We start from the raw sequence: 23,291 nt of genomic DNA on the forward strand, positions 1-23,291 counted from the left end.
TCATGTTAAAAGTCTTATTACTCTTCTTATTGTTGATCGGCGGGATCGTCTTGGGTCCCATGCTGGCAGGCCATCAAGGCTACGTGCTGATCCAGACCGATAACTACAACATCGAAACGAGCGTCACGGGGCTGGTGATCATCTTGATCCTCACCATGGTGGTGCTCTTTGCCATCGAATGGATCCTGCGCCATATTTTCCGCACGGGTGCACATACCCGCAGCTGGTTTGTTGGCCGCAAACGCCGTCGCGCACGCAAGCAGACCGAACAGGCGCTGCTGAAACTGGCTGAAGGCGATTATCAGCAAGTTGAAAAGCTAATGTCGAAAAACGCCGATCACGCTGAGCAGCCCGTGGTGAACTATCTGCTGGCAGCAGAAGCCGCCCAGCAGCGCGGCGATGAAATGCGTGCCAATCAGCATCTTGAGCGTGCGTCCGAACTGGCTTCTAACGACCAGATTCCGGTTGAAATCACACGCGTGCGCCTGCAGCTGGCGCGAGGTGAAAACCACGCAGCGCGTCACGGTGTAGACCGTTTGCTGGAAATCACGCCACGCCATCCGGAAGTATTGCGTCTTGCAGAGCAGGCGTATATCCGCACCGGCGCCTGGGGTTCATTGCTGGATATTATTCCTTCCATAGCGAAAGCAGAGGTGGGCGATGATGAACACCGCGATGCACTGCAACGTCAGGCGTGGATTGGCCTGATGGATCAGGCGCGTGCCGATCTGGGTAGCGACGGTCTGAAAACCTGGTGGAAAAATCAGAGCCGTAAGACGCGCCAGCAAGTTCCATTGCAGGTGGCGATGGCTGAACATCTCATCGAATGTGACGATCATGACACCGCGCAGGAGATCATTCTTGATGGTCTGAAGCGTCAGTATGACGATCGTCTGGTGATGGTGATCCCGCGTCTCAAGACCAATAATCCTGAGCAGATGGAAAAAATGTTACGCCAGCAGATCAAGACGGTAGGCGATCGTCCGCTGCTATGGAGTACGCTGGGTCAGTCGCTGATGAAGCACGGCGAATGGCAGGAGGCGAGCCTCGCCTTCCGCGCTGCGTTAAAACAGCGCCCGGATGCGTTTGATTATGCATGGCTTGCCGACTCGCTGGACAAACAGCACAAGCCAGAAGAAGCCGCAGCGATGCGTCGTGATGGCCTGCTGCTCACGTTGCAAAATAACGGCAGTGAGGTTTAAGCATCCATCATGTGTAAACATCAAAAGGGAGGCCAAACGGCCTCCTTTTTTTATTCCCTTTCTCCTGCTACATTCTTAGCAACGTCATTAGAGAACTCTCCCGCCAATGTAACGATGTCTTTTCATTAACCTTTTTTTCATACACGCGCATTTTGCTGCGTGGAACAAATCGTTCTTGAAAGGACCGTTTTATGAACACCCTTTTGTATGCGCTCTTTGAAGCGCTGCGACGCCATCGTTGGCTTCGCATGCTAGCCTGTGCGTTCGTCTTTACCTCTCTGGGGAATGGCTTAACGCAGGTCGTTATCTTTGGCTTGCTGTTGAGCTGGAAAGCCCCCGCCTCATTGCTCACAGTCGCTTATCTTTTCGCGACCTTACCGGGATTTATTGGCAGCCTGATAGGGGAAAAACTCTGCCGGTTTTACTCACCTGTTCATCTGTTGATACTGACGGAGCTTTTAGGCCTAACGGCTCTGCTCTTTCCCCTGCTGGGCATTCATTATCACAGCGTCACGGCGTTATTAGCCGTTCAGTCAACGGAAACTCTGCTTACCGGGATGAGCTGGCCTGCCCTCACTCTGCTGTTTAAGCGAGCTTTAACCGCAGACGAACTCCCTGCCGCCACCTGTCTGGAAAATGTGATTTTTGCTTCGCAAGTGCTGTTAGGAATGGGGTTGGGGATTGTGCTGTTTGACTATCTGCCGGTACTGACGCTGTTGGCCATAGACGCCGCCAGCTTTATCGGTTCTCTCGTGATGTTATCGCTGGCTGGAAGCGCGCTGACGTTAAGGGCGGCAGGTCCTGCAAAAACCACGACGTCAGAACCGTTGCACTGGAAGAGACTCTCTGTGCAACAGAAACGCAGCCTCCTGCTTCTTCCGGCTCTGGCAGCCGTGGGGGCGCCCGCGATGGCACTGCTTCCCGCGCTAGCGCAGCAAATCCACCCGACCAACGCAGCGGGGCTGGCACTCCCTTTGCTGTTTGCCCGTAGCCTCGGCCAACTGTGCGGACCGATGCTGTTGAATAGAGACAGCCTTCCGCGCTACGCAAATCGCAATCGTCCTTTGCTAACCTGCCTGAGCCTCTTTTTACTGGCTTATGGGCTGATTCCGCTTTGTGCGGGAGTCCAGACAGCGGCCCTGGGGATGATTTTTGTCGCTCATTTGGTCTCAAACATTGTGTTTGCAGCCGGAACCTATGGGGTATTGAGTCATTTTGAGACGCGACAGGTTTCAGCCGCGAGCGGTAAAGCATGGCGGTGGCAAACTCTTAGTGCGTCCGTGTTCACCTGTTTTGCAGCAGTGCTTGCTGCAACGCTTGGGGCCGGTCAGGCGTTGTATATCGTGTCCGCCAGCGCGTTAATAATGGTGGCAGCAGTGATGGCGCGTTACCGGGAATAATCCATAAAAAAACGCCTGCTAAAAAGCAGGCGTTAAACAGATCTATTCGACAACATATTTGGTGCTTCACTCAACGTTGTGTCCATGGTGTTTGATGAGGCCGAAGCGACATCTGTCGGTGGACGATAAGCACCGTAAATGGCTCTGCGTCATTCCTGAGTTTATGAGGCACTAAGGCGAACATAAGAGGTGGAATGAGCATCTACGCGTATATTATTGCATGTTACGTGCCAGGGTTGCATCCATAACTTATTCGCTTTGCAACATTTTAAGAATTAAGGAGTTTTTTCTTTTTGGAGTGAATAGATACTGAAAGTGAGAGCGCAAAGCTGCCCCAGGTGTCTCCTGGCAGAGACACTATAATCCAGTTATTAAAATTACCTTAAAAATCAGATAACTATATGTCTCTGAATTGCGACAAACCGCGATGGCGTTGTCGGGAAATGACTACAGATGAAGGAATCGCAGAAAACAAAAAACCCCGCCGAAGCGGGGTTCAAAATTGGTCGGCGAGAGAGGATTCGAACCTCCGACCCACTGGTCCCAAACCAGTTGCGCTACCAAGCTGCGCTACTCGCCGAAATACTGCTTTTTTGAATTTCTAGTTCAACTCTTTAAGTCGTGGTGCGAGGGGGGGGACTTGAACCCCCACGTCCGTTAAGACACTAACACCTGAAGCTAGCGCGTCTACCAATTCCGCCACCGTCGCATGTCACAACTTATAATAATGGGGTGGCTAATGGGACTCGAACCCACGACAACTGGAATCACAATCCAGGGCTCTACCAACTGAGCTATAGCCACCACAACTTATTCTTTCACGCGGTTCTGTCTACTTAACAGACCACCGCAGCTCCAGCACCGGGTAAATGGTGCGCCCGACAGGATTCGAACCTGAGACCTCTGCCTCCGGAGGGCAGCGCTCTATCCAGCTGAGCTACGGGCGCTTAGCGCCGTTGCGGGGCTGGATATTACGGAGGTCTCGGCCTGCTGTCTAGTGCTTTTTCAAAATAAATGCGCGTTTGGTTATGCTTTGCGCATTTTGCTGTTTCTAACTCTACTTTTTAGCGTTAAGCGTGCCGACTCAGGCCAAAAATCTTGTATCCGACCGACACTGCAGCCATAAAGATCATGCCGACAAACAGCGACATGCGAGTGTCTTCATTGAAATACATGCCAATCAAAACACAAATCAGAAATGCCATCGTCAAATAGTTAGCCCACGGGAACATAATGGAGCGGAACGGATGGCTGGCAATCGCTTCTTTATGCGCCTGGCGAAAACGCAGCTGACTGATCAAGATAACGAACCACGGGACCATGCCCGGCAGCACGCTTGCGCTATAGACGTAAACAAACACGCGCTGCGGATTCGGAATAATGTAGTTCAGGCACGACCCGACCAGCAGAATGCCAATGGAAATAGCCACGCCCGCAACCGGTACGCCTGAACGGGAGACTTTTCCAACGGCTGCCGGCAACTGACGATTGTTGGCTAATGCGTAGAGCATACGCCCGCAGCTGTACATTCCGCTGTTACAGCCGGATAGCGCTGCGGTCAGCACCACAAAGTTAATGATCCCCGCTGCTGCAGTGATGCCAATTTTAGCGAAGGTGAGCACGAACGGGCTGCCGGTAGTGCCAATTTGGTTCCACGGGAAGATCGTTACGATAACGAAAATCGCGCCCACATAGAAAATCAGGATACGCCACAGCACCTTACCCACTGCGCTGCGCAGCGTGACCTGTGGGTTTTTCGCTTCACCCGCGGTGATCCCAATCAGCTCTACGCCCTGATAAGATGCGACCACAATGCAGAGCGCCGTCAGAAAACCTTTCCAGCCGCCGGCAAAGAAGCCGCCGTGCTCGGTCAGATTCCCGAAACCAATCGCCTGACCGCCGTTACCAAAGCCAAAGAAAATCACGCCCAGACCCACGACAATCATCACGATAATGGTGGTGACCTTGATCATTGCAAACCAGAACTCAATTTCGCCGTACAAACGCACGGCAGCGAGGTTAGCTAATGCCACCAACCCCACGGCTATCAAGGCGGGTATCCACTGCACCATATCCGGGAACCAGAACTGGACGTAAACCCCTATCGCGGTAATTTCTGATATCCCCACCACCATCCACATAAACCAGTAGGACCAGGCCGTGAGATAGCCAAAGAAGGGACTCATGTAGCGGTGCGCGTAGACGGCAAATGACCCGGCAACTGGCTCAAGGAACAGCATTTCACCCATCGAGCGCATGATAAAGAAGACGAATAACCCGGCGACAATATATGCCAGCAAAACGGACGGACCCGCCCATTTCAGCGTACTGGCGGAGCCCATAAACAGGCCAACGCCGATGGTGCCGCCAAGCGCTATCAATTCAATGTGTCGAGCTTCCAGCCCACGCTGTAGCTCAGGTTTTTTCTCTGCCATAAATCCTCGGTTGTGTTTGCTTCTTCCGGGCCTACGCCGGTTATTGTTATGGGTAAAGATTTCGCCATAACAGGCCATGCTGCACCGACCGTCATGATTAACGGTTGGCGCAAAAACACCATGGCACTGCGATGAGGGTGAGAATGGTTTCTTAAATTCTGCCAAATGGCAAACGATGCATTAAATAAATGAATGCATTGCACACAAACGCAGCAGTTTTGCAGGGGAGTTGCAGCGCGAACAGCATATCGCGCTACATTTTGATTACATTTTGCCGGTGTAATGCCAGGCGAGGTACCGCAGGAGTTTAATCTGTCGCGTGATGCGACTTGGCTGAGAAAGCAGACGATACAGCCACTCAAGCCCTAAATTTTGCCACACTTTCGGTGCACGTTTTACATGACCGGTAAAGACATCGTACGTGCCGCCCACGCCCATATAGAGCGCATCAGGGCAAATCAGTCGGCAGTCGCGCATCAGAATCTCCTGACGCGGGGAGCCCATCGCAACGGTCACAATCTTTGCACCGCTGTCACGGACGCGTTCAAAAAGCGCCTGACGATCTTCCGGTTTGAAGTAGCCGTCCTGACTTCCCACGATATTCACGTTCCACTGCGTACGCAGTTTCTGCTCTGTTTGTGAAAGAATTTCTGGCTTGCCACCGATAAGAAATACTGGCGTATTGGCAGCCCCGGCACGCGCCATTAAGGCTTCCCACAGATCCGCGCCCGCCACGCGTGAAACACGCGCCTCAGGGAATTTCTTACGAATAGAGCGCACAACGCTGATGCCATCGGCATATTTGAATTCTGCCGCATCAATGAGGTCTTTCACTTCAGCGTTATCCTCAATGGCCAGCATCTTCTCCGCGTTAATCGCCACCAGCGTACCGGATTTTATCTGTCCATCAGCAGCGCATAAAAAATCCAGCGCATGCTGCATATCACGCCAGCCAATGAGTTGCAGGCCGCGCAGCGCGTACACTGGCGCAGAAGTATTGTCAGTCATTATTATCCTTACTCAGACTTGGGAAAGCGTCCTGGCAGCCCGCAGCTCGCGTTTGTGAACCAGGCCAGCAACATCAAACAGCCAGTACAACAGCTTCGCCAGGAGCAGGCAGACACCAAAAACCACCATGAAGAACACCACGCGCGAGACGAACGAATCCAGCCCTTCACGCGCCAATACGATCATATTGAAAATGGCACCAAAGCAGAAACTGTGCAAAATCGCCGCCTTATAGCGATTCGTCTCCTCGTTCCCACGGACGTATAGCCAGTCAAACCATTTGATGATTAAACCCACCGCCACCGCGCCGGGCAGAATAAACCAAACGCCCCCCATAACGACCAGTGAGCCGATTAACGTTGGCGAAATTGCCAACCCAGAATGGTTGTTCAGTACTTCCCAGGTGAAATAATTCGCCGTGTTCAGCACAATTCCTGGTCGGTCTGGCCATAGCCAGGTGGGGATAAAGACGTAGAAATCGCGCACGATCGGCGCCAGCCCCTGAAATTCGATTTTGTCGTAGTTTTGCAGCAGCAACGCCAGGTTTTCCCACGGCGAGAAGGTGTCGCGGGTGAGGTACAGGAAAGTATAAAACGCTTCGTCACCGCTCACGTCCAGGCTATAGCGTTTCAGCGCGAGCCAGAACATACCGACAATACCAAACACGCCTGCCGCGACCAGCATCCACAGGGAAATCCAGCCGCGAAGGATACCGATAAACAGGAAGATGGCGAAAGCGATGATAATGTTTGCGCGTGTGCCGCCGACAATCATGTAGGTGAGCATGCCAAACGCCACGGTGCTGACCAGGAAAAACAGCCACGCCTTGCTGTCCTGACGCAGAAAATAGACCACCAGCATTGCCGGAATGAAGAAGTAGAAGAAGCGCTTAAGCGCTACACCCGACACTTCTGCAGAGAAAATCTGGCTATAAGAATGCAGCTTAAACAGCAAAAAGCCGTTATGCATAAAGAAGATACCGACGCTAACCAGCGCGATAATCATCAGCATCACCCATGTCAGGTGCGTTTCCACCCGATTCATGGTGAACAACGGGCGACGCGGGGCGTGGTTTACCGGGCGTAAGCGCGTTTTATAGGTCACGTAATAAACCGCGTAGAAACAGGTTGCCGATAACAACGCCTGCATCAGAATTTCGGGCGGCGCGACGCCCACATCAAAACGAAACACCAGGATACTGGTTAGCGGGAAACCGAAGAAAAAAGTCAGTAAAAACAAAAGAGAAAAGAAGACGTTAAAGTTAAAGCGCACGCGGCGGAATTCAAACCAGGTCAATGTCGCGATAAACAGCGAGCTCAGAAGCCAAATCACCAACAAGCCGCTAAATTGCAACTGGCTCATGCGTTGTCTCCCGCAGCAATTCGCAGCGCCTGGTGCCACGGCGTGAGATAGTTAGGGCTGAAAAAGTCGATGGCATTTTTGTCCACCAGCGCCAGTTGACGTTGCGCTTCACGCACCACGTTTTCATTCAATTCATCTGTCGTAAACAGGACGGGAATATTCTGCTCCGCCATATCCTGCCAGAACGGATTTTCACGATTGAGGACGCACGGAATGCCGGCCTGAATCAGCAGACACAGCGTTCCAATCCCCTGCTGGCGCGCAAAGATGAAGTAACCGAGATCGCATCGACGCAGCAAAGCCAGGTACTCGTCAAACGCCAGCTTATCGCTGAGAATCTGCAGATTCTCGGCGCTGAACAACGCCAGACCACTCTGTCGTACCTCGTCAATGTACGCGTCGTTATTAGCAGGATAGCCCATGGGGACGATAACGTTTACCGTATCGCCAAACTGCTGGTGCACCGCTTTCAGTGCCGCAATATGGTCGTTGCTGCGATCGCCCGAATTGCCCACCAGGACGGTGAGTTTACCTTCGCGCTGGGCGTCGATTGCCATCCCATTCAGCGCAGGATCCATACGTGTCGGAAAATAGAGTAACTCCCCACGGACATTCGGATGCTGCTTCGCAAAATAATTCAGATCGCCGCGCGTCGCAAAGACGCAGCCCACGCGTCCCTGGGCCATGCGGCGCAGCGGATAAAAGAGACGGAATTTCCAGCCGCGCGACGCTTCATACAGGTCCGCGCCCCAGATATGCCAGCTAAACTGTGCAGGCTTAATACCGCCGCTCAGCAACGCCAGCCATAAACCGGTGTTGAACTGCCCGTGAAAGAAGAAACGCCGATCGCGATTAGCTTTTGCTTTGGCGATAACGGCTTTCGCCAGCGTCGCTTTGTCCGCAAAGCAGGTCAACGACAGTGCCGGGTAAGCGTCGCCTAGCCCATTGTCCTGGCCAACGAGCATAAATTCGCGCGCATCGGCGCTCGTGCTCGCCAGCTCATCATTGAAGAACCGCAAAACGGTTTGGTTATGGTGCGGGATATTCGATCCCAACACATGAATCAGTGCAGTCATGCGCGTTTACGCCAAAGTAAAAATACGCCGCAACAGGCAGCGAAATAGACGATGTAAGTTGCCATATAGGCCTGTGACGCCCCCAGGGCGCCGTGCGCAGGGATCAGCCAAAGAGAGAAAGCGGTTAAGAGCGCAAACTGGCTGATTTCCGCCAGGATGTACAATCGCAGCGACGCTTTAGCAATCACCAGATAGCCAAAAACGTAAGCACCCACTTTCAGTACATCGCCCACCAGTTGCCAGGCAAACAGATCGCGCATCGCGGTAAATTTCGCCGAGAACAGCAGCCAGATCGCCACATCTCGCAGCAACCAGACGGTCAAACTCGCGGCGGCCACAGCGGGAAGTACAAAACGCAGAGAGCGGCCAATCTCGCGCGTAATGTCCTTTTTTGACACCAGACGCGACAAGGTCGGCAGTAAATAAACGCTAAATGACGCGGTGATAAACTGAAGATACGCGTCAGAAATACTGCTCACACCTTGCCAGATCCCCACTTCATCCCAGCTGTAGTGCGCCGCCAGCAGGTTACGCATCATCACGTACGCCACGGGCAATGTAACGGACGTGATGAGTGCCATTAGGGTAAATTTCCCCAATTGCCCTGCCAGAATTTTGTCCCACTGCGGTTTGAGATAGCTAAGCGGAATCGTGCGTCTGCGCATTAACATTAACGCAGCGGGGATCACGACCAGCGCGGGAACCAGCGCCAGGCCAAGCAGTGCGCCTTCGTAGCCGCCCAGACGATAGCAAAAGTAATAGGCAATAACGCCGATAAGGCTGCCCGCAATCAGCGCCAGCGCGTTCCCGGCCGCATCACGAAAACCTTTCATCAAGGCTAACAGCAGGTTGGCCCAGGCAATGCCCATCTGCACGAGCGCAACCAGGCGCACCAGGCCCTGATAATGCGTGTTGCCGAAAAGCCCCTGACTGATGGGGGCCGCCGCAAGAAGAAATACAACCGCCAGCAGGGTCGAGAAGCCCAATACCATCGCGGACGACGTGCCAACCACCTTGCGAAGCGATGCGGCGTCGTCGTCATGATACTGTGCAACATATTTGGTCACGCCGTTGAAAATACCGGCACCTGCGAGAACCCCAAGCACGGTCACAAGCTGGCGGAAATTACCGGCCTGTCCAACGCCTGAAGGGCCGTACGAGACGGCCAGAAGTTTAACCACTAACAGCCCGGTGCCAATCTTTACGAGCGTGGACGCGGCGGTCCACACCGATGCTTTCGCCAGAGACATATCAGTGGAAATAGCTCAGGAGCGTATTAATCACCGTGCGCTGATTGACGGGCGCGAGATTGTAGAACAGCGGCAGACGAAGCAAACGCTCACTTTCTTTGGTGGTGTAGCGGTCTTCACCGGCAAATCGACCGAACGTTTCTCCTGCCGGGCTGGAGTGAAGCGGGATGTAATGGAACACCGCCATAATTTCGGCTTCTTTCAGATAGGCAATCAAATCGCTACGATCGTCGTTATCGCGCAGTTTGATGTAAAACATGTGGGCATTGTGTACGCAATCTGCTGGGATCGTCGGCAGTTCAATCCGCCCTTTTTTCGCCAGCGGCGCCAAAGCGTCGTAATAGGTTTGCCACAGGGACAAACGCTGCTGATTGATACGCTCGGCGGCTTCGAGCTGCGCCCACAGGAATGCGGCCTGCAGATCGGCCATCAAATAGCTGGAGCCGATGTCGCGCCAGGTATATTTATCGACCTGGCCACGGAAAAACTGGCTGCGGTTGGTGCCTTTTTCGCGAATCACTTCTGCCCGCTCCACCAGCGAACGATCGTTAATCAGCGTCGCTCCGCCTTCACCGCCCGCGGTATAGTTTTTGGTTTCATGGAAGCTAAAGCACCCGATGTGACCAATCGTCCCCAGCGCACGGCCTTTGTAGGTCGACATCACGCCCTGTGCGGCATCTTCTACCACAAAGAGATCGTGTTTTTTAGCGAGGGCCATAATGGTATCCATCTCACACGCTACACCCGCGTAATGAACCGGAACAATCGCCCGCGTTTTGTCAGTTATGGCTGCTTCAATCAGGGTTTCGTCAATGTTCATCGTATCCGGACGGACATCAACAAACACGATTTTCGCCCCGCGCAGCACAAAGGCATTCGCAGTGGAAACGAAGGTGTAGCTTGGCATGATGACTTCGTCGCCGGGCTGGATGTCCAGCAGCAGCGCGGCCATCTCCAGTGATGCCGTGCAGGATGGCGTCAGCAGCACCTTCGCGCTGTGGAAACGCTGCTCCATCCACTGCTGGCAGCGACGGGTATAACCGCCGTCTCCGCAAAGCTTACCGCTGCCCATGGCAGACTGCATATAGTCGAGTTCGGTTCCCACAACGGGAGGTGCGTTAAATGGAATCATCAGGTCACCTGTAAAGCCAGTAAGCGGTTGTGTCAACGTTGGCACCACTCGCAATATAACGTTTAAGCGCGGCGGTGTTGCCCATCTGGGTCGCCACCCGCAAAGTTGATAGCTGACGCGCTGCCGCCCAGTGAGCGGCAGCGTGCATTAATTTGTCACCCATGCCGCGTCCAGCGAGCAGGCCAATGCGCGCTTCGCTGTCATTCAGTTGTCGCAGGGAAACAAACGCCTGAATCTCACCGTTTGTTGCGCGAAAGACCAGGCATTCATGATCAAACGTGCCTTTTACCGCGTTTTCGATCCACTGGGCGTAAAAGCGGCCACTGTCATCCGCCGCATACCACGGTGCACGGAAACGACTTTGCGCAAAAGCAAGCGCAGCCATCTGGCGCAACGCAGGAATATCCTGCTCCGCTGCCCTCTCAGCATCAGACGGTGCCGAATGAGTGATCGCCATTTTCAGGTCAACTTCACCTTCCACAAGCTGGAATCCCACCTGCTGAAGTGCATCGAGGCAGTCGGCATCGGCGGCAGGAATTTTTGCCTGCACGCGCTGCCATGGCGCGAAATCCGCCGCCGTAAGTGCCGGTGCGTTATCGCGAAAGCGCACAACCGCCGAAGAGAGGCCAAAAAACTGGCTTTCCCATTCGAGCGGCTCAAGCACGCCGTGCAGTTGACTCAACGCCACACCCCTTTGGTGTCGACAATATGGTTCTGACGCACGGCATCGCCGCCGATCGCTTTAAATTCTTTGTGATCGACCAGCAGAACCAGGACATCGGCGGTTTTCAGCGCGTCGTCTAACGTCACGAGCTGGCACGTTCCGGCCAGTTTCTTCGGCAACGTGTGAATATTAGGCTCAACAACCTGCGTTTCCCCCGTATGCCAGGTCGCAATCATCTCAGCAATCCCCATCGCCGGACTTTCGCGGAGATCGTCGATGTTTGGCTTGAACGCCAGGCCAAAGCAGGCAATTTTTACGTCGTTGGCGCGTTTGCCGCTGTCAGCGAGAAAATCTGCCACCGTCGCTTTAACCTGATTCATAACCCAATGCGGTTTGCCGTCGTTTACTTCACGCGCGGTGCGGATCAGACGCGCCTGGTCAGGGTTTTGCGCCACGATGAACCACGGGTCAACCGCGATACAGTGGCCGCCGACACCTGGGCCGGGCTGAAGAATATTGACGCGAGGATGGCGATTCGCCAGACGGATAAGTTCCCAGACGTTAATCCCCTGATCGGCGCAAATCAGCGACAGTTCATTGGCGAACGCGATGTTGACATCACGGAAGCTGTTTTCCGTCAGCTTGCACATTTCAGCCGTGCGGGAGTTAGTGACCACACACTCGCCTTCAAGGAAGATGTTATAAAGCTCGCTGGCACGCGTTGAACAGACGGGAGTCATCCCGCCAATCACGCGGTCATTTTTGAAAAGCTCAACCATCACCTGACCTGGCAGCACACGTTCCGGACAATAGGCGATATTAATATCCGCCTGTTCACCCGCTTGCTGCGGGAACGTTAAATCCGGGCGAGCCTCTGCCAGCCACTGGGCCATTTGCTCCGTCGCCCCAACGGGTGACGTTGACTCCAGAATCACCAGCGCGCCTTTCTTGAGCACGGGTGCAATGGATTTTGCCGCCGCTTCGACGTACACCATATCCGGCTCATGATCGCCCTTAAACGGCGTTGGAACGGCAATCAGATAGGCATCCGCTTCAACGGGCGCGGTCGTTGCTTTCAAAAAACCGCCTTCAACCGCGGTTTTCACCACTCTGTCGAGATCGGGCTCGACAATATGAATTTCACCCCGGTTGATGGTATCAACCGCGTGCTGGTTGATATCCACTCCGACAACCTGCTTTTGACGCGATGCAAAGGCTGCCGCAGTAGGCAGTCCAATGTAGCCAAGACCTATGACAGAGATGGTTGTAAAACTCATAGCGATACCCGATTGTGTTTAAGTGCATGCAAAATACGGCTGCAGGCCTGCCCGTCACCATAAGGATTATGGGCGTGGCTCATGGCCTGGTACTCTTTTTCGTCGCGCAGCAGGTTCGTCACCTCGTCCACGATACGTTTCATGTCTGTCCCCACCAGCCGCACGGTTCCGGCTTTCACCGCCTCCGGTCGTTCAGTGGTTTCGCGCATCACCAGCACCGGTTTACCCAGCGAGGGGGCCTCTTCCTGAATGCCACCGGAATCGGTCAAAATTAACCAGGCGTGATTCATCAACCAGACGAACGGCAGGTAATCCTGCGGCTCAATCAAAATGACATTCTCGATATGGCCCAGAATGCGGTTGACCGGCTCGCTGACGTTAGGGTTCAGGTGCACTGGATAAACGATCTGCACATCGCTGTTCTGCGCGGCGATTTCCGCCAGCGCGTGGCAGATTTGCTCAAACCCACGGCCAAAGCTCTCGCGGCGATGGCCCGTCACCAGAATCATTTTTTTGCCAGTTGAGAGGAAAGGATAACGATCGGATAGCTCTGCGCGCAGTGTGTCGCTGGCCAGAACGCGATCGCGAACCCAAATCAGCGCGTCAATCACTGTGTTCCCGGTGACGAAAATTTTGTTATCGGCAATGTTTTCGCGCAGCAGGTTCTGCCGGGAGTTTTCAGTTGGCGCAAAGTGGTACATCGCAAGATGCCCGGTCAGAGTACGGTTCGCTTCTTCTGGCCACGGAGAATAGAGATCACCCGTGCGTAAACCGGCTTCGACGTGCCCAACAGGGATACGCTGATAAAAAGCCGCCAGGCTCGTTGCGATGGTGGTGGTGGTATCACCATGAACCAGAACGACGTCTGGCTTAAATGATTCCAGAATGGGTTTTAACCCTTCCAGAATGCGGCAGGTAATTTCGGTCAATCCTTGTCCCGGTTTCATAATATTAAGATCGTAATCCGGGACAATAGAAAAGAGATTTAAGACCTGATCAAGCATCTCCCGATGCTGCGCAGTGACGCAAACTTTCGCCTCAAACCAGGGATCATTTGCCAACGCATGGACCAGCGGTGCCATCTTGATGGCTTCCGGCCTTGTGCCAAATACGGTAAGTACTTTCACATCGATTCTCTTCGATTAGGCGATGAAGGCCGAAGCCTTCATCGTAGACGGCGTTCTTAAATTGTGCGACGACGCGTGAGTGCCACCCCAGCGCCAATCAGCGCGCCCACAATACCCCACATAATCATCAGGAATGCGCGACGCGGACTATCGCGTTTTACAGGTTCTTCAGGCGTTCGCAAATAACGATAGGTCTGAAAACGTGGGTCGAGCGTAGGCCCCACATTCAGGGTGTTCAGCATGGCGCGGTTTTGATCGTAATCGAGGTCAAAATCTGGCCCAACGGCCTGCAAATTCTCCAGGCGAGCCTGAAGCATCGGGCGCCCAAGCAGGAACATCTCTGAATCAGGTAATTCGTCGGCGGGAACATCGGTTTCACTGCGAGAAATATTGCGCTGTTCGGCAATTTTCAGAGCCTGTTCGATGTTGTGTACACGACGGGAGAAAATCGTTTTAGCCACTTCTTCCTGACGCTTCACCTGCGCTTTCATCTGGATTGTCCGCGCAGCCCAGGCACCTTTGAGCTCATCGTTCAGATGACTGGCCGCCCGTTGGCTGGCAAAAGCAACGTACTGACGCAGCAGATTGTTGGCATCTGGCGCGGTTTCAGCGATCAGCTTCACGTTATCGTTGATATTTCGCATAACATCGCCAGGCATAAACTGGATGTTATTAATCAAATCATCAAGAAGCGCGGCATCTGCTTTGCTGTTACCCACCATGCGCTGCTTGTAGTAATCCGTCTGGGACCAGAAATCGCGACGGGTATCCCAGGAAGCTAGCTGCATGATGAACTCTTTGTAAGACTCATCCATCACCGAGGGTTGGTCGGTCGACGCGAGGCTTGCCTTGATGTCGAGATTGCGCAGGAATTGCTGCTGGGAGTAAAACCCTCCCAGCATATTCACCGTTGGTCGGTCAGTAATCGCTGTCGCACTCCATTCTTGTTTTGCAAAAAAGGTATATGCCAGCGCGAGCAGTGCGAACCCCAGTGCAATGCCTGCAATCCACAGCTTGCCCGCCCACAAAACACGAAATAAACCACGAATATCCAGTTCATTCTCAGTTACTACTGATTTCGATCCTGCCAACGGTTGAGTCATCACAATCCCGGTTTTACTTAGTTAGTGTTGGATTTTTACCACTGTTTTTACGCATCCGGCGTTTTATACGTTTGATAAAGCGCGCGACTTTCCATGCGCGTTTAATACAGTATCCGTACAGGAAGAATGCTAGCAAGAATAATACCAACATTACCCATTCAGGAATAAAATGCGCATATTCTGCAGCCACGCCAATGCCCGCCAGAAGCGCGGCGGCCAGGGTGATCAACACAAATGCCTGACGTGACGTAAAGCCCGCACGCATGATCAGATGATGAATATGCTGGCGGTCTGGAGAAAAAGGACTCATCCCTTTGCGCAGTCGACGGTACATGATCGCGACCATATCCATCAGGGGGATAGCAATAATCCACAGCGCCGTTACCGGGCTGATAGGGTGCGTTTTACCCTGCGTGGTTTCTAACAAAATCCAGATAACGGTAAAACCAATCAGCGTACTGCCCGCATCACCCATAAAGACTTTATAGCGACGGCCCAACACACCCAGATTTAACAGGATGTAAGGCAGGATGGCGGCGATCATGGCGAAACACCACATCGACAGGCTGTACTGGCCATCAAACCATAAAATAATGCCGATAGCGGCAAACGAAACGGATGACAACCCGCCGAGCAAACCATCAATCCCATCAACCATATTAAAGGCATTGATTGCTGCCCAAACGGCGAATAGCGTCAGGAAGAAACCGAACGGCCCGAGAACCATTTCCCAGGTACCAAAAATATAGCCGAGACTGCTGAGATACAGTTTGCCGACAACCATCATAATGATACCGATGGCAGCCTGAACGGATGCACGGAATTTTACGCTGATATCAAATCGGTCATCGAGAGCACCTACTAACACCAGAACACCCGCGCAGGCCAGATAGAGCGCCGCGTGAGGAATATAATAATCTGCGATACCGAACGTGAAGCAAATGCCTGCGTAAACGGAGATCCCGCCAACCAATGGGATCAAACCTTGATGACGTTTACGATAATTGGGCTTGTCCACCAACCCTATTCTTTTTGCCACTTTGCGGGCGAAAAATAAAAAACAGGTTGTGAATAAAAAAATACTGATTAGCTCAGTAACCGCTGTGAGTAGATTCACAATGCTTGCTCTCAACAAATGTTAGTTCTGGAAGTATAACCATGAAGCCACCGCTCCCGAAGGATTAAAGCTGGCCTCTTACCACTCCCTTTGTATGTTTTTCAATCAATTAATCTTTGACGTTACAAACATTCTGATTGTCGCATTGGCAGGTCAAAAATGGGAGTCTGCGGTTATAGCGTATAGTCCAAAAAAAGAAAACGCCACGTAAAAACGTGGCGTTTGCTGGGTTTATTTGTTTTACGAGCGTTTCATCATGTCGAAGAATTCATCGTTGGTCTTGGTCATTGCCAGCTTATTGATGAGGAACTCCATTGCGTCGATTTCGCCCATCGGGTGAATGATCTTACGCAGGATCCACATTTTCTGCAGCTCTTCCTGAGTCGTGAGCAGCTCTTCTTTACGCGTACCTGAACGGTTGTAATCAATCGCCGGGAAGACGCGCTTCTCAGCAATTTTACGCGCCAGGTGCAGCTCCATGTTGCCGGTACCTTTAAACTCTTCGTAGATAACTTCATCCATTTTAGAGCCGGTATCAACCAGAGCTGTCGCGATAATCGTCAGGCTTCCGCCCTCTTCAACGTTACGCGCGGCACCAAAGAAACGCTTCGGACGGTGTAATGCGTTCGCATCCACACCACCGGTCAGTACTTTACCGGAAGCCGGAACCACGGTGTTGTACGCACGCGCCAGACGAGTGATGGAGTCGAGCAGGATAATAACGTCTTTCTTGTGTTCGACCAGACGCTTCGCTTTCTCGATAACCATTTCAGCAACCTGAACGTGGCGAGACGCTGGCTCATCAAAGGTAGAAGCAATCACTTCACCTTTAACCAAACGCTGCATCTCCGTCACTTCTTCTGGACGCTCATCGATCAGCAGCACCATCAGTACACAATCAGGATGGTTGTAAGCAATGCTCTGCGCGATGTTCTGCAGCAGCATGGTCTTACCTGCTTTCGGAGGTGCCACGATCAGACCACGCTGACCACGACCAATCGGAGAAGCCAGATCCAGAACGCGAGCCGTCAGGTCTTCGGTAGAACCGTTACCACGCTCCATGCGCAGGCGAGAGTTCGCGTGCAGCGGCGTTAAGTTTTCAAACAGGATCTTATTGCGCGAGTTTTCAGGTTTATCGTAGTTAACTTCGTTAACTTTCAACAGCGCAAAGTAGCGTTCACCCTCTTTAGGAGGACGAATCTTACCTGAAATGGTGTCACCAGTACGGAGGTTGAAACGGCGGATTTGGCTAGGGGATACGTAGATGTCATCAGGACCGGCGAGGTAGGAACTGTCTCCAGAACGGAGGAAACCAAATCCGTCTTGCAATATCTCCAGTACACCGTCGCCAAAGATATCTTCGCCACTCTTAGCATGCTGCTTCAGGATGGCAAAAATAATGTCCTGCTTGCGCATACGAGCCTGGTTTTCAAGGCCCATGTTTTCGCCGAGAGTAATCAGCTCAGAAACCGGCGTATTCTTTAATTCGGTAAGATTCATAATGGTGTGGGTTCTTAAACTCGGGGTAAATCTCGAACTTAATTTGTGAATGGTATGGAAGGGTCATCCATGCCTGTTTGCGGCCATCAACTCATGTCTGTTCGCTGTCTGGTTACAGGGAAAGAACGCAGATCTGAAACGACAAGACGGATTGAGTGACAAGCCCGGAATCTAGCAACTTCACGCACTGTGAGTGTTAACAATGGGAAGCATCGGGTAAAACAAGAACGACAAGGTATGTTTAAATCGAAGTCATAAGTAACTTAGCACGACTAAAGCCGGGCGTCCAGAGATCCGAATCAATTCGGAATTCCAGACGCCACGAGCCGAGAGACCTTACGCCAGATTCGCGTCCAGGAACTCTTTCAACTGACCTTTGGACAGTGCGCCCACTTTGGTAGCAGCCACTTCGCCGTTTTTGAACAGCAGCAGTGTCGGGATGCCACGAATGCCGTATTTCGGCGCGGTGCCTGGGTTCTGGTCGATATTCAGTTTGGCAACCGTCAGTTTGCCCTGATACTCGTCAGCGATTTCATCCAGAATCGGAGCAATCATTTTGCAAGGACCACACCATTCAGCCCAGAAATCGACGAGGATCAGCCCGTCAGCTTTAAGTACGTCCGTGTCAAAACTATCGTCAGTCAGGTGAATAATTTTATCGCTCATATATAACTCCACAGGAATAAGCCTGGCGTGTTGGTGTAGGATTAATCAACGACGTGTTGATGTAGCATTAACCAACTAAAGGTTGACTTTATTTCACCGGATACGCTTTCGTAAAGCAATAGTAAGCTGATATTCTACCACACTATGAGCAAAACACATTTAACAGAACAGAAGTTTTCCGACTTCGCCCTGCATGCAAAAGTCATCGAAGCCCTTGAAAATAAAGGCTTCCATAACTGCACGCCCATTCAAGCCCTCGCCCTGCCGCTCACGCTGGCGGGTCGCGATGTTGCAGGGCAGGCGCAAACCGGTACTGGCAAAACGATGGCGTTTTTAACGTCAACGTTCCATTATTTACTCTCAAACCCGGCAATGGCTGACCGAAAAGTTAACCAACCGCGTGCGCTGATTATGGCCCCAACGCGAGAACTAGCGGTTCAGATCCATGCTGACGCAGAACCCCTGGCGCAGACCACTGGCTTAAAGCTGGGTCTGGCTTATGGCGGCGATGGTTACGATAAACAGCTGAAAGTATTAGAAAGCGGTGTTGATATTCTGATCGGCACCACTGGCCGTCTTATCGATTACGCCAAGCAAAACCACATTAACCTCGGTGCGATCCAGGTTGTGGTACTCGACGAAGCAGACCGTATGTACGATCTGGGCTTCATTAAAGATATCCGCTGGTTGTTCCGTCGCATGCCGCCAACGCCGCAGCGCCTGAATATGCTTTTCTCTGCCACCCTCTCTTATCGTGTGCGTGAACTGGCGTTCGAACAAATGAACAACGCCGAATACGTTGAAGTTGAGCCGGAACAGAAAACGGGCCACCGTATTAAAGAAGAGCTTTTCTATCCTTCGAACGAAGAGAAAATGCGTCTTCTGCAGACCCTTATCGAAGAAGAGTGGCCAGATCGCGCCATTATTTTTGCGAACACCAAACACCGCTGTGAAGATATCTGGGGCCATTTGGCTGCGGATGGACATCGCGTGGGCCTGCTGACGGGCGACGTCGCGCAGAAAAAACGTCTGCGTATTCTTGAAGATTTCACCCGTGGCGATCTGGATATTCTGGTTGCGACTGACGTTGCCGCGCGCGGCCTGCACATCCCAGCCGTCACGCACGTCTTTAACTACGATCTCCCTGACGATTGCGAAGATTACGTTCACCGTATCGGTCGTACCGGTCGTGCTGGCGCAAGCGGTCACTCTATCAGCCTGGCCTGTGAAGAGTACGCGCTGAACCTTACCGCAATTGAGACCTATATCGGTCACTCTGTTCCGCAGAGCAAGTACAATCCAGACGCGTTGCTGAGCGAACTGCCACCGCCGAAACGCCTGACGCGTGCACGTTCCGGCAATGGTCCGCGTCGTACTGGTGCGCCGCGCAATCGTCGTCGTCCGGGCTAAAAATGATGATCACCGGTTCCTCGCTCTACGCCGCTATTGATTTAGGTTCGAATAGTTTTCATATGCTGGTAGTACGCGAGGTGGCGGGGAGCATTCAAACCCTGACACGTATTAAGCGCAAGGTCCGTCTCGCGGCGGGCCTGAGTCAAGATAATCACCTTTCTCCCGAAGCGATGGAACGCGGCTGGCAATGCCTGCGTCTCTTCGCAGAACGCCTGCAGGACATCCCGCACAATCAAATCCGCGTTGTCGCGACAGCTACCCTACGCCTGGCGGTCAACTCCGTTGATTTTATTGCTAAAGCGCAGGAAATTCTGGGCTGTCCGGTACAGGTGATCAGCGGCGAAGAAGAAGCGCGTCTGATTTACCAGGGCGTTGCCCATACCACCGGCGGCGACGATCGTCGGCTGGTTGTGGATATTGGTGGTGCAAGTACGGAACTGGTCACCGGTACCGGTGCGCAGGCCACGTCGCTGTTTAGCCTGTCGATGGGATGCGTAACCTGGCTCGAACGCTATTTTACCGATCGCAATCTTGGCCAGGAAAATTTCGACGAGGCTGAAAATGCCGCGCGTGAAGTGCTGCGCCCGGTCATGGACAAACTGCGTTATCACGGCTGGAAAGTGTGCGTCGGAGCGTCGGGTACGGTTCAGGCACTGCAAGAAATCATGATGGCGCAGGGCATGGACGAGCGAATTACGCTTGCCAAACTGCAACAGCTCAAACAGCGCGCTATCCAGTGTGGTCGCCTTGAAGAGCTGGAAATTGAAGGGCTAACGCTCGAGCGCGCGCTGGTTTTCCCAAGCGGCCTGGCAATTCTGATCGCCATTTTCTCCGAGTTGAACATTCACTGTATGACGCTTGCGGGCGGTGCGCTGCGCGAAGGGCTGGTTTACGGTATGTTGCATTTGGCGGTTGAACAGGATATTCGCAGCCGTACGCTGCGCAATGTCCAGCGCCGCTTTATTGTTGATACGGAACAGGCACAGCGCGTTGCACAGCTGGCTTCCAGCTTCGCGAATCAACTCGCAACAACGTGGGCTCTTGAGCCATTAAGCCGGGATTTGCTCATCAGCGCCTGTGCGCTGCATGAAATGGGCCTGAGCATTGATTTCAGGCAGGCGCCTGTTCATGCCGCCTATCTGGTACGAAATCTTGATCTGCCTGGGTTTACCCCGGCGCAGAAAAAACTTCTCGCCACGTTGCTCCTCAACCAAACGAATACGGTCGATCTCTCCTCTTTGCATCAGCAAAATGCCGTGCCACCGCGCGTTGCCGAACATCTCTGTCGACTGCTGCGTCTGGCGATTTTGTTTGCCAGCCGCCGCCGCGATGATTTGCTGCCTGCGATCACACTTGAGGCCGAAGGTGAAAGCCTGACGATCACGCTTCCAGAAGATTGGTTAGCTAATCATCCGCTTGGTGCAGAAATGGTGGAGCAGGAATGCCAGTGGCAAAGTTATGTCCACTGGGCTTTAGACGTGAAATAGCGGGCTATTTCTCTTTCGCTTTTGCCAGCATCGCACGGATATTCGCCACGTTTGCCTGACCTTTATGCATCCTTTCTTCCGCTGTAATCACTTTGCGTTCTTGTTCCCACTGCAAATCGTCCTGAGGTAACTCCAGCAGGAATCGGCTCGGTTCCGGACGCACCATTTCGCCATATTGACGGCGCTCTTTACAGAGCGTAAATGTCAGCTCTTTTTGGGCACGGGTGATTCCTACGTACGCCAGTCGCCGCTCTTCATCGACGTTATCTTCGTCAATGCTGCTCTGATGCGGCAGTAAACCCTCTTCCATCCCGATTAAATAGACATACGGAAATTCCAGCCCTTTGGACGCATGCAGCGTCATCAACTGAACCTGATCCGTCTCTTCATCACTCTCCCCACGCTCCATCATATCGCGCAGGGTAAATCGGGTGACGACCTGGGTCAGCGTCATGGGCTCATCAATTTCGGAGCCTTCCAGCATTTCGGTCATCCACGTAAAGAGCTGGTTGACGTTTTTCATGCGCATTTCCGCCGCTTTCGGGCTCGCGGACGTCTCATACAGCCAGGATTCATAGTTGATGCCGTGAATCAAATCGCGCACCGCGGAGACCGGTTCACGCTCGGCGAGACGCTGGATTTCACCCAGCCACTGGGTAAAGCGAGTCAGCGATTCATAACCGCGCCCGGTCAGCGACTGGCTAAGACCCATATCAAAGCTCGCGGTGAACATGCTTTTGTTGCGCGTCATCGCCCACTCACCCAGCTTTTGCAGCGTCGCCGGACCAATTTCACGCTTCGGTGTATTCACGATACGCAAGAACGCACTGTCGTCATCCGGATTGGTGAGCACGCGCAGATAAGCGAGGAGATCTTTAATCTCTGGACGAGAGAAAAACGATGTGCCGCCCGAGATTTTGTACGGGATGCGGTTTTGCATCAGCATCTTTTCAAACACCCGCGACTGGTGGTTGCCGCGGTAAAGGATCGCATAGTCTTTGTACGCCGTTTTATTGACGAAGTGATGGGCAATCAGCTCACCCGCCACGCGTTCAGCCTCATGCTCTTCGTTATTTGCGCTAAGCACTTTGAGTTCCGTGCCGTATCCCAGTTCGGAGAAAAGGCGCTTTTCAAAAACGTGGGGATTATTGGCGATCAGGATATTTGCCGCCTTCAGGATCCGTCCTGAAGAGCGGTAATTCTGCTCCAGCTTAACCACCTGTAATGCCGGAAAATCTTGGCTCAGCAGTACCAGGTTTTGCGGGCGAGCGCCACGCCAGGAATAAATCGACTGGTCGTCATCACCAACCACGGTGAAGCGCGCGCGCTGTCCCACCAGCAATTTCACCAGTTCATACTGGCTGGTGTTGGTGTCCTGATATTCATCCACCAGCAGATAACGAATCTTGTTTTGCCAGCGCTCCCGCACCTCTTCATTACGCTGTAAAAGCAGCGTCGGCAGCAGAATCAAATCGTCAAAATCGAGAACATTACAGGCTTTAAGATGGTCATCGTACAGGCTGTAGCAGTGCGCAAAGATCCGGTCGCGCTCGCCTTTAGCACTCGCGGCGGCCTGAGCGGGCGTCATCAGATCGTTTTTCCAGTTTGAGATCGTCGAGATCAGCTGCTGGAGGATCAGCTTGTCGTCTTCGATCCGCCCTTCGGTCAGCTCTTTGAGCAACGCCACCTGATCGGTATCGTCAAATAATGAGAAATTCGATTTCATCCCCAACGCGGCATATTCGCGCTTGATGATATCCAGGCCCAGCGTGTGGAACGTCGAGATCATCAGGCCACGTGCTTCTTTGCGTCCCAGCGTTTGCCCGACGCGCTCTTTCATCTCGCGCGCGGCTTTGTTTGTAAACGTCACGGCCGCAATATGTCGTGCCTGATAGCCGCAGCCACGAATAAGGTGGGCAATCTTATTGGTGATAACGCGTGTCTTTCCTGAACCGGCCCCCGCCAGCACCAGGCAGGGTCCAGTTACAAATTCGACCGCTTGTTGTTGTCCAGGGTTTAAACGCATGGGAAAGTTGCTCAATCTTCGAACGGGTTGTGGATTGTAGCAGAAA

General features: G+C 52.9%; 18 protein-coding genes and 4 tRNA genes. 4 read left to right on the plus strand and 18 right to left on the minus strand.

Annotation, left to right across the window (positions count from 1 at the left end; translation table 11 throughout):
- Window positions 1-2: 2 nt before the first annotated feature.
- Both hemY and I6L74_RS07665 read left to right on the plus strand, forming a co-directional pair.
- Window positions 3-1,202, plus strand: coding sequence for a protoheme IX biogenesis protein HemY (gene hemY / locus I6L74_RS07660; protein WP_059180735.1), 1,200 nt, complete (start codon window positions 3-5; stop codon window positions 1,200-1,202).
- A gap of 191 nt (window positions 1,203-1,393) precedes the next feature.
- Entirely contained in the window at window positions 1,394-2,602 is a 1,209-nt protein-coding gene (locus I6L74_RS07665; RefSeq protein ID WP_059180736.1) for an MFS transporter, read from the plus strand.
- Window positions 2,603-3,105: 503 nt separating this feature from the next.
- Here the strand turns inward: I6L74_RS07665 and I6L74_RS07670 are convergent.
- From I6L74_RS07670 to trxA, 17 genes are all read right to left on the minus strand, one after another.
- Window positions 3,106-3,182 (minus strand) — tRNA-Pro (locus I6L74_RS07670).
- Between the two features lie 42 nt (window positions 3,183-3,224).
- Window positions 3,225-3,311 (minus strand) — tRNA-Leu (locus I6L74_RS07675).
- A 19-nt stretch (window positions 3,312-3,330) separates the two neighbouring features.
- A tRNA-His gene (locus I6L74_RS07680) sits at window positions 3,331-3,406 on the minus strand.
- 66 nt (window positions 3,407-3,472) lie between these two features.
- Window positions 3,473-3,549: transfer RNA gene (locus I6L74_RS07685), tRNA-Arg, on the minus strand.
- A gap of 123 nt (window positions 3,550-3,672) precedes the next feature.
- On the minus strand, window positions 3,673-5,037 hold the full coding sequence (thrP, locus tag I6L74_RS07690) for a bifunctional threonine/serine APC transporter ThrP (RefSeq protein ID WP_059180737.1): 1,365 nt from the start codon (window positions 5,035-5,037) through the stop codon (window positions 3,673-3,675).
- Window positions 5,038-5,301: 264 nt separating this feature from the next.
- The gene (wecG, locus tag I6L74_RS07695; protein WP_059180738.1) at window positions 5,302-6,045 is read right to left on the minus strand and encodes a lipopolysaccharide N-acetylmannosaminouronosyltransferase; all 744 of its coding nucleotides are present in this window, start codon (window positions 6,043-6,045) and stop codon (window positions 5,302-5,304) included.
- Between the two features lie 12 nt (window positions 6,046-6,057).
- Window positions 6,058-7,407, minus strand: a complete 1,350-nt coding sequence (gene wzyE / locus I6L74_RS07700; protein ID WP_059180739.1) for an ECA oligosaccharide polymerase — start codon at window positions 7,405-7,407, stop codon at window positions 6,058-6,060.
- Complete coding sequence (locus I6L74_RS07705) at window positions 7,404-8,483, minus strand: TDP-N-acetylfucosamine:lipid II N-acetylfucosaminyltransferase (protein WP_059180740.1); 1,080 nt, start codon at window positions 8,481-8,483, stop codon at window positions 7,404-7,406. The genes wzyE and I6L74_RS07705 overlap by 4 nt, the downstream gene beginning before the upstream one ends.
- The gene (gene wzxE / locus I6L74_RS07710) at window positions 8,480-9,733 is read right to left on the minus strand and encodes a lipid III flippase WzxE (RefSeq protein WP_059180741.1); all 1,254 of its coding nucleotides are present in this window, start codon (window positions 9,731-9,733) and stop codon (window positions 8,480-8,482) included. The genes I6L74_RS07705 and wzxE overlap by 4 nt, the downstream gene beginning before the upstream one ends.
- Before the next feature lies 1 nt (window position 9,734).
- The gene (gene rffA, locus I6L74_RS07715; RefSeq protein ID WP_059180742.1) at window positions 9,735-10,865 is read right to left on the minus strand and encodes a dTDP-4-amino-4,6-dideoxygalactose transaminase; all 1,131 of its coding nucleotides are present in this window, start codon (window positions 10,863-10,865) and stop codon (window positions 9,735-9,737) included.
- A gap of 4 nt (window positions 10,866-10,869) precedes the next feature.
- Window positions 10,870-11,547, minus strand: a complete 678-nt coding sequence (rffC, locus tag I6L74_RS07720) for a dTDP-4-amino-4,6-dideoxy-D-galactose acyltransferase (protein ID WP_059180743.1) — start codon at window positions 11,545-11,547, stop codon at window positions 10,870-10,872.
- Window positions 11,544-12,806, minus strand: a complete 1,263-nt coding sequence (wecC, locus tag I6L74_RS07725; protein ID WP_059180744.1) for a UDP-N-acetyl-D-mannosamine dehydrogenase — start codon at window positions 12,804-12,806, stop codon at window positions 11,544-11,546. Before wecC ends, rffC begins: the two co-directional genes overlap by 4 nt.
- On the minus strand, window positions 12,803-13,933 hold the full coding sequence (gene wecB / locus I6L74_RS07730; protein WP_059180745.1) for a non-hydrolyzing UDP-N-acetylglucosamine 2-epimerase: 1,131 nt from the start codon (window positions 13,931-13,933) through the stop codon (window positions 12,803-12,805). The genes wecC and wecB overlap by 4 nt, the downstream gene beginning before the upstream one ends.
- 56 nt (window positions 13,934-13,989) lie before the next feature.
- Window positions 13,990-15,036, minus strand: coding sequence for an ECA polysaccharide chain length modulation protein (gene wzzE, locus I6L74_RS07735; RefSeq protein WP_059180746.1), 1,047 nt, complete (start codon window positions 15,034-15,036; stop codon window positions 13,990-13,992).
- A gap of 13 nt (window positions 15,037-15,049) precedes the next feature.
- Window positions 15,050-16,153 (minus strand): UDP-N-acetylglucosamine--undecaprenyl-phosphate N-acetylglucosaminephosphotransferase, encoded by a 1,104-nt coding sequence (gene wecA / locus I6L74_RS07740; RefSeq protein WP_059180747.1) that lies wholly within the window; start codon window positions 16,151-16,153, stop codon window positions 15,050-15,052.
- A gap of 240 nt (window positions 16,154-16,393) precedes the next feature.
- Window positions 16,394-17,653 (minus strand): transcription termination factor Rho, encoded by a 1,260-nt coding sequence (gene rho / locus I6L74_RS07745; RefSeq protein WP_059180748.1) that lies wholly within the window; start codon window positions 17,651-17,653, stop codon window positions 16,394-16,396.
- A gap of 336 nt (window positions 17,654-17,989) precedes the next feature.
- Entirely contained in the window at window positions 17,990-18,319 is a 330-nt protein-coding gene (gene trxA, locus I6L74_RS07750; protein WP_006179218.1) for a thioredoxin TrxA, read from the minus strand.
- Between the two features lie 144 nt (window positions 18,320-18,463).
- Between trxA and rhlB the strand changes: the two genes are divergently transcribed.
- Together rhlB and gppA are read left to right on the plus strand one after the other, a co-directional pair.
- Window positions 18,464-19,729, plus strand: coding sequence for an ATP-dependent RNA helicase RhlB (gene rhlB, locus I6L74_RS07755; RefSeq protein WP_059180749.1), 1,266 nt, complete (start codon window positions 18,464-18,466; stop codon window positions 19,727-19,729).
- A gap of 5 nt (window positions 19,730-19,734) precedes the next feature.
- Complete coding sequence (gene gppA, locus I6L74_RS07760) at window positions 19,735-21,219, plus strand: guanosine-5'-triphosphate,3'-diphosphate diphosphatase (RefSeq protein WP_059180760.1); 1,485 nt, start codon at window positions 19,735-19,737, stop codon at window positions 21,217-21,219.
- Window positions 21,220-21,223: 4 nt separating this feature from the next.
- On the opposite strand, the gene rep is transcribed toward gppA, so the two are convergent.
- Window positions 21,224-23,245, minus strand: coding sequence for a DNA helicase Rep (gene rep, locus I6L74_RS07765; RefSeq protein WP_059180750.1), 2,022 nt, complete (start codon window positions 23,243-23,245; stop codon window positions 21,224-21,226).
- Window positions 23,246-23,291 lie beyond the last annotated feature (46 nt).

Origin of the sequence: Lelliottia amnigena (assembly GCF_019047465.1) — a bacterium.
Classification (GTDB): domain Bacteria; phylum Pseudomonadota; class Gammaproteobacteria; order Enterobacterales; family Enterobacteriaceae; genus Enterobacter; species Enterobacter amnigenus.

Excerpts from the sequence above, each read along its gene's own strand:
- wzyE (WP_059180739.1), bottom strand. The coding sequence starts at position 7,407 with ATGAGCCAGTTGCAATTTAGCGGCTTGTTGGTGATTTGGCTTCTGAGC.
- wzzE (WP_059180746.1), bottom strand. The coding sequence starts at position 15,036 with ATGACTCAACCGTTGGCAGGATCGAAATCAGTAGTAACTGAGAATGAA.
- rho (WP_059180748.1), bottom strand. The coding sequence starts at position 17,653 with ATGAATCTTACCGAATTAAAGAATACGCCGGTTTCTGAGCTGATTACT.
- hemY (WP_059180735.1), top strand. The coding sequence starts at position 3 with ATGTTAAAAGTCTTATTACTCTTCTTATTGTTGATCGGCGGGATCGTC.
- wecC (WP_059180744.1), bottom strand. The coding sequence starts at position 12,806 with ATGAGTTTTACAACCATCTCTGTCATAGGTCTTGGCTACATTGGACTG.
- wzxE (WP_059180741.1), bottom strand. The coding sequence starts at position 9,733 with ATGTCTCTGGCGAAAGCATCGGTGTGGACCGCCGCGTCCACGCTCGTA.
- I6L74_RS07705 (WP_059180740.1), bottom strand. The coding sequence starts at position 8,483 with ATGACTGCACTGATTCATGTGTTGGGATCGAATATCCCGCACCATAAC.
- trxA (WP_006179218.1), bottom strand. The coding sequence starts at position 18,319 with ATGAGCGATAAAATTATTCACCTGACTGACGATAGTTTTGACACGGAC.
- wecG (WP_059180738.1), bottom strand. The coding sequence starts at position 6,045 with ATGACTGACAATACTTCTGCGCCAGTGTACGCGCTGCGCGGCCTGCAA.
- thrP (WP_059180737.1), bottom strand. The coding sequence starts at position 5,037 with ATGGCAGAGAAAAAACCTGAGCTACAGCGTGGGCTGGAAGCTCGACAC.
- I6L74_RS07665 (WP_059180736.1), top strand. The coding sequence starts at position 1,394 with ATGAACACCCTTTTGTATGCGCTCTTTGAAGCGCTGCGACGCCATCGT.
- gppA (WP_059180760.1), top strand. The coding sequence starts at position 19,735 with ATGATCACCGGTTCCTCGCTCTACGCCGCTATTGATTTAGGTTCGAAT.
- rhlB (WP_059180749.1), top strand. The coding sequence starts at position 18,464 with ATGAGCAAAACACATTTAACAGAACAGAAGTTTTCCGACTTCGCCCTG.
- rep (WP_059180750.1), bottom strand. The coding sequence starts at position 23,245 with ATGCGTTTAAACCCTGGACAACAACAAGCGGTCGAATTTGTAACTGGA.
- rffA (WP_059180742.1), bottom strand. The coding sequence starts at position 10,865 with ATGATTCCATTTAACGCACCTCCCGTTGTGGGAACCGAACTCGACTAT.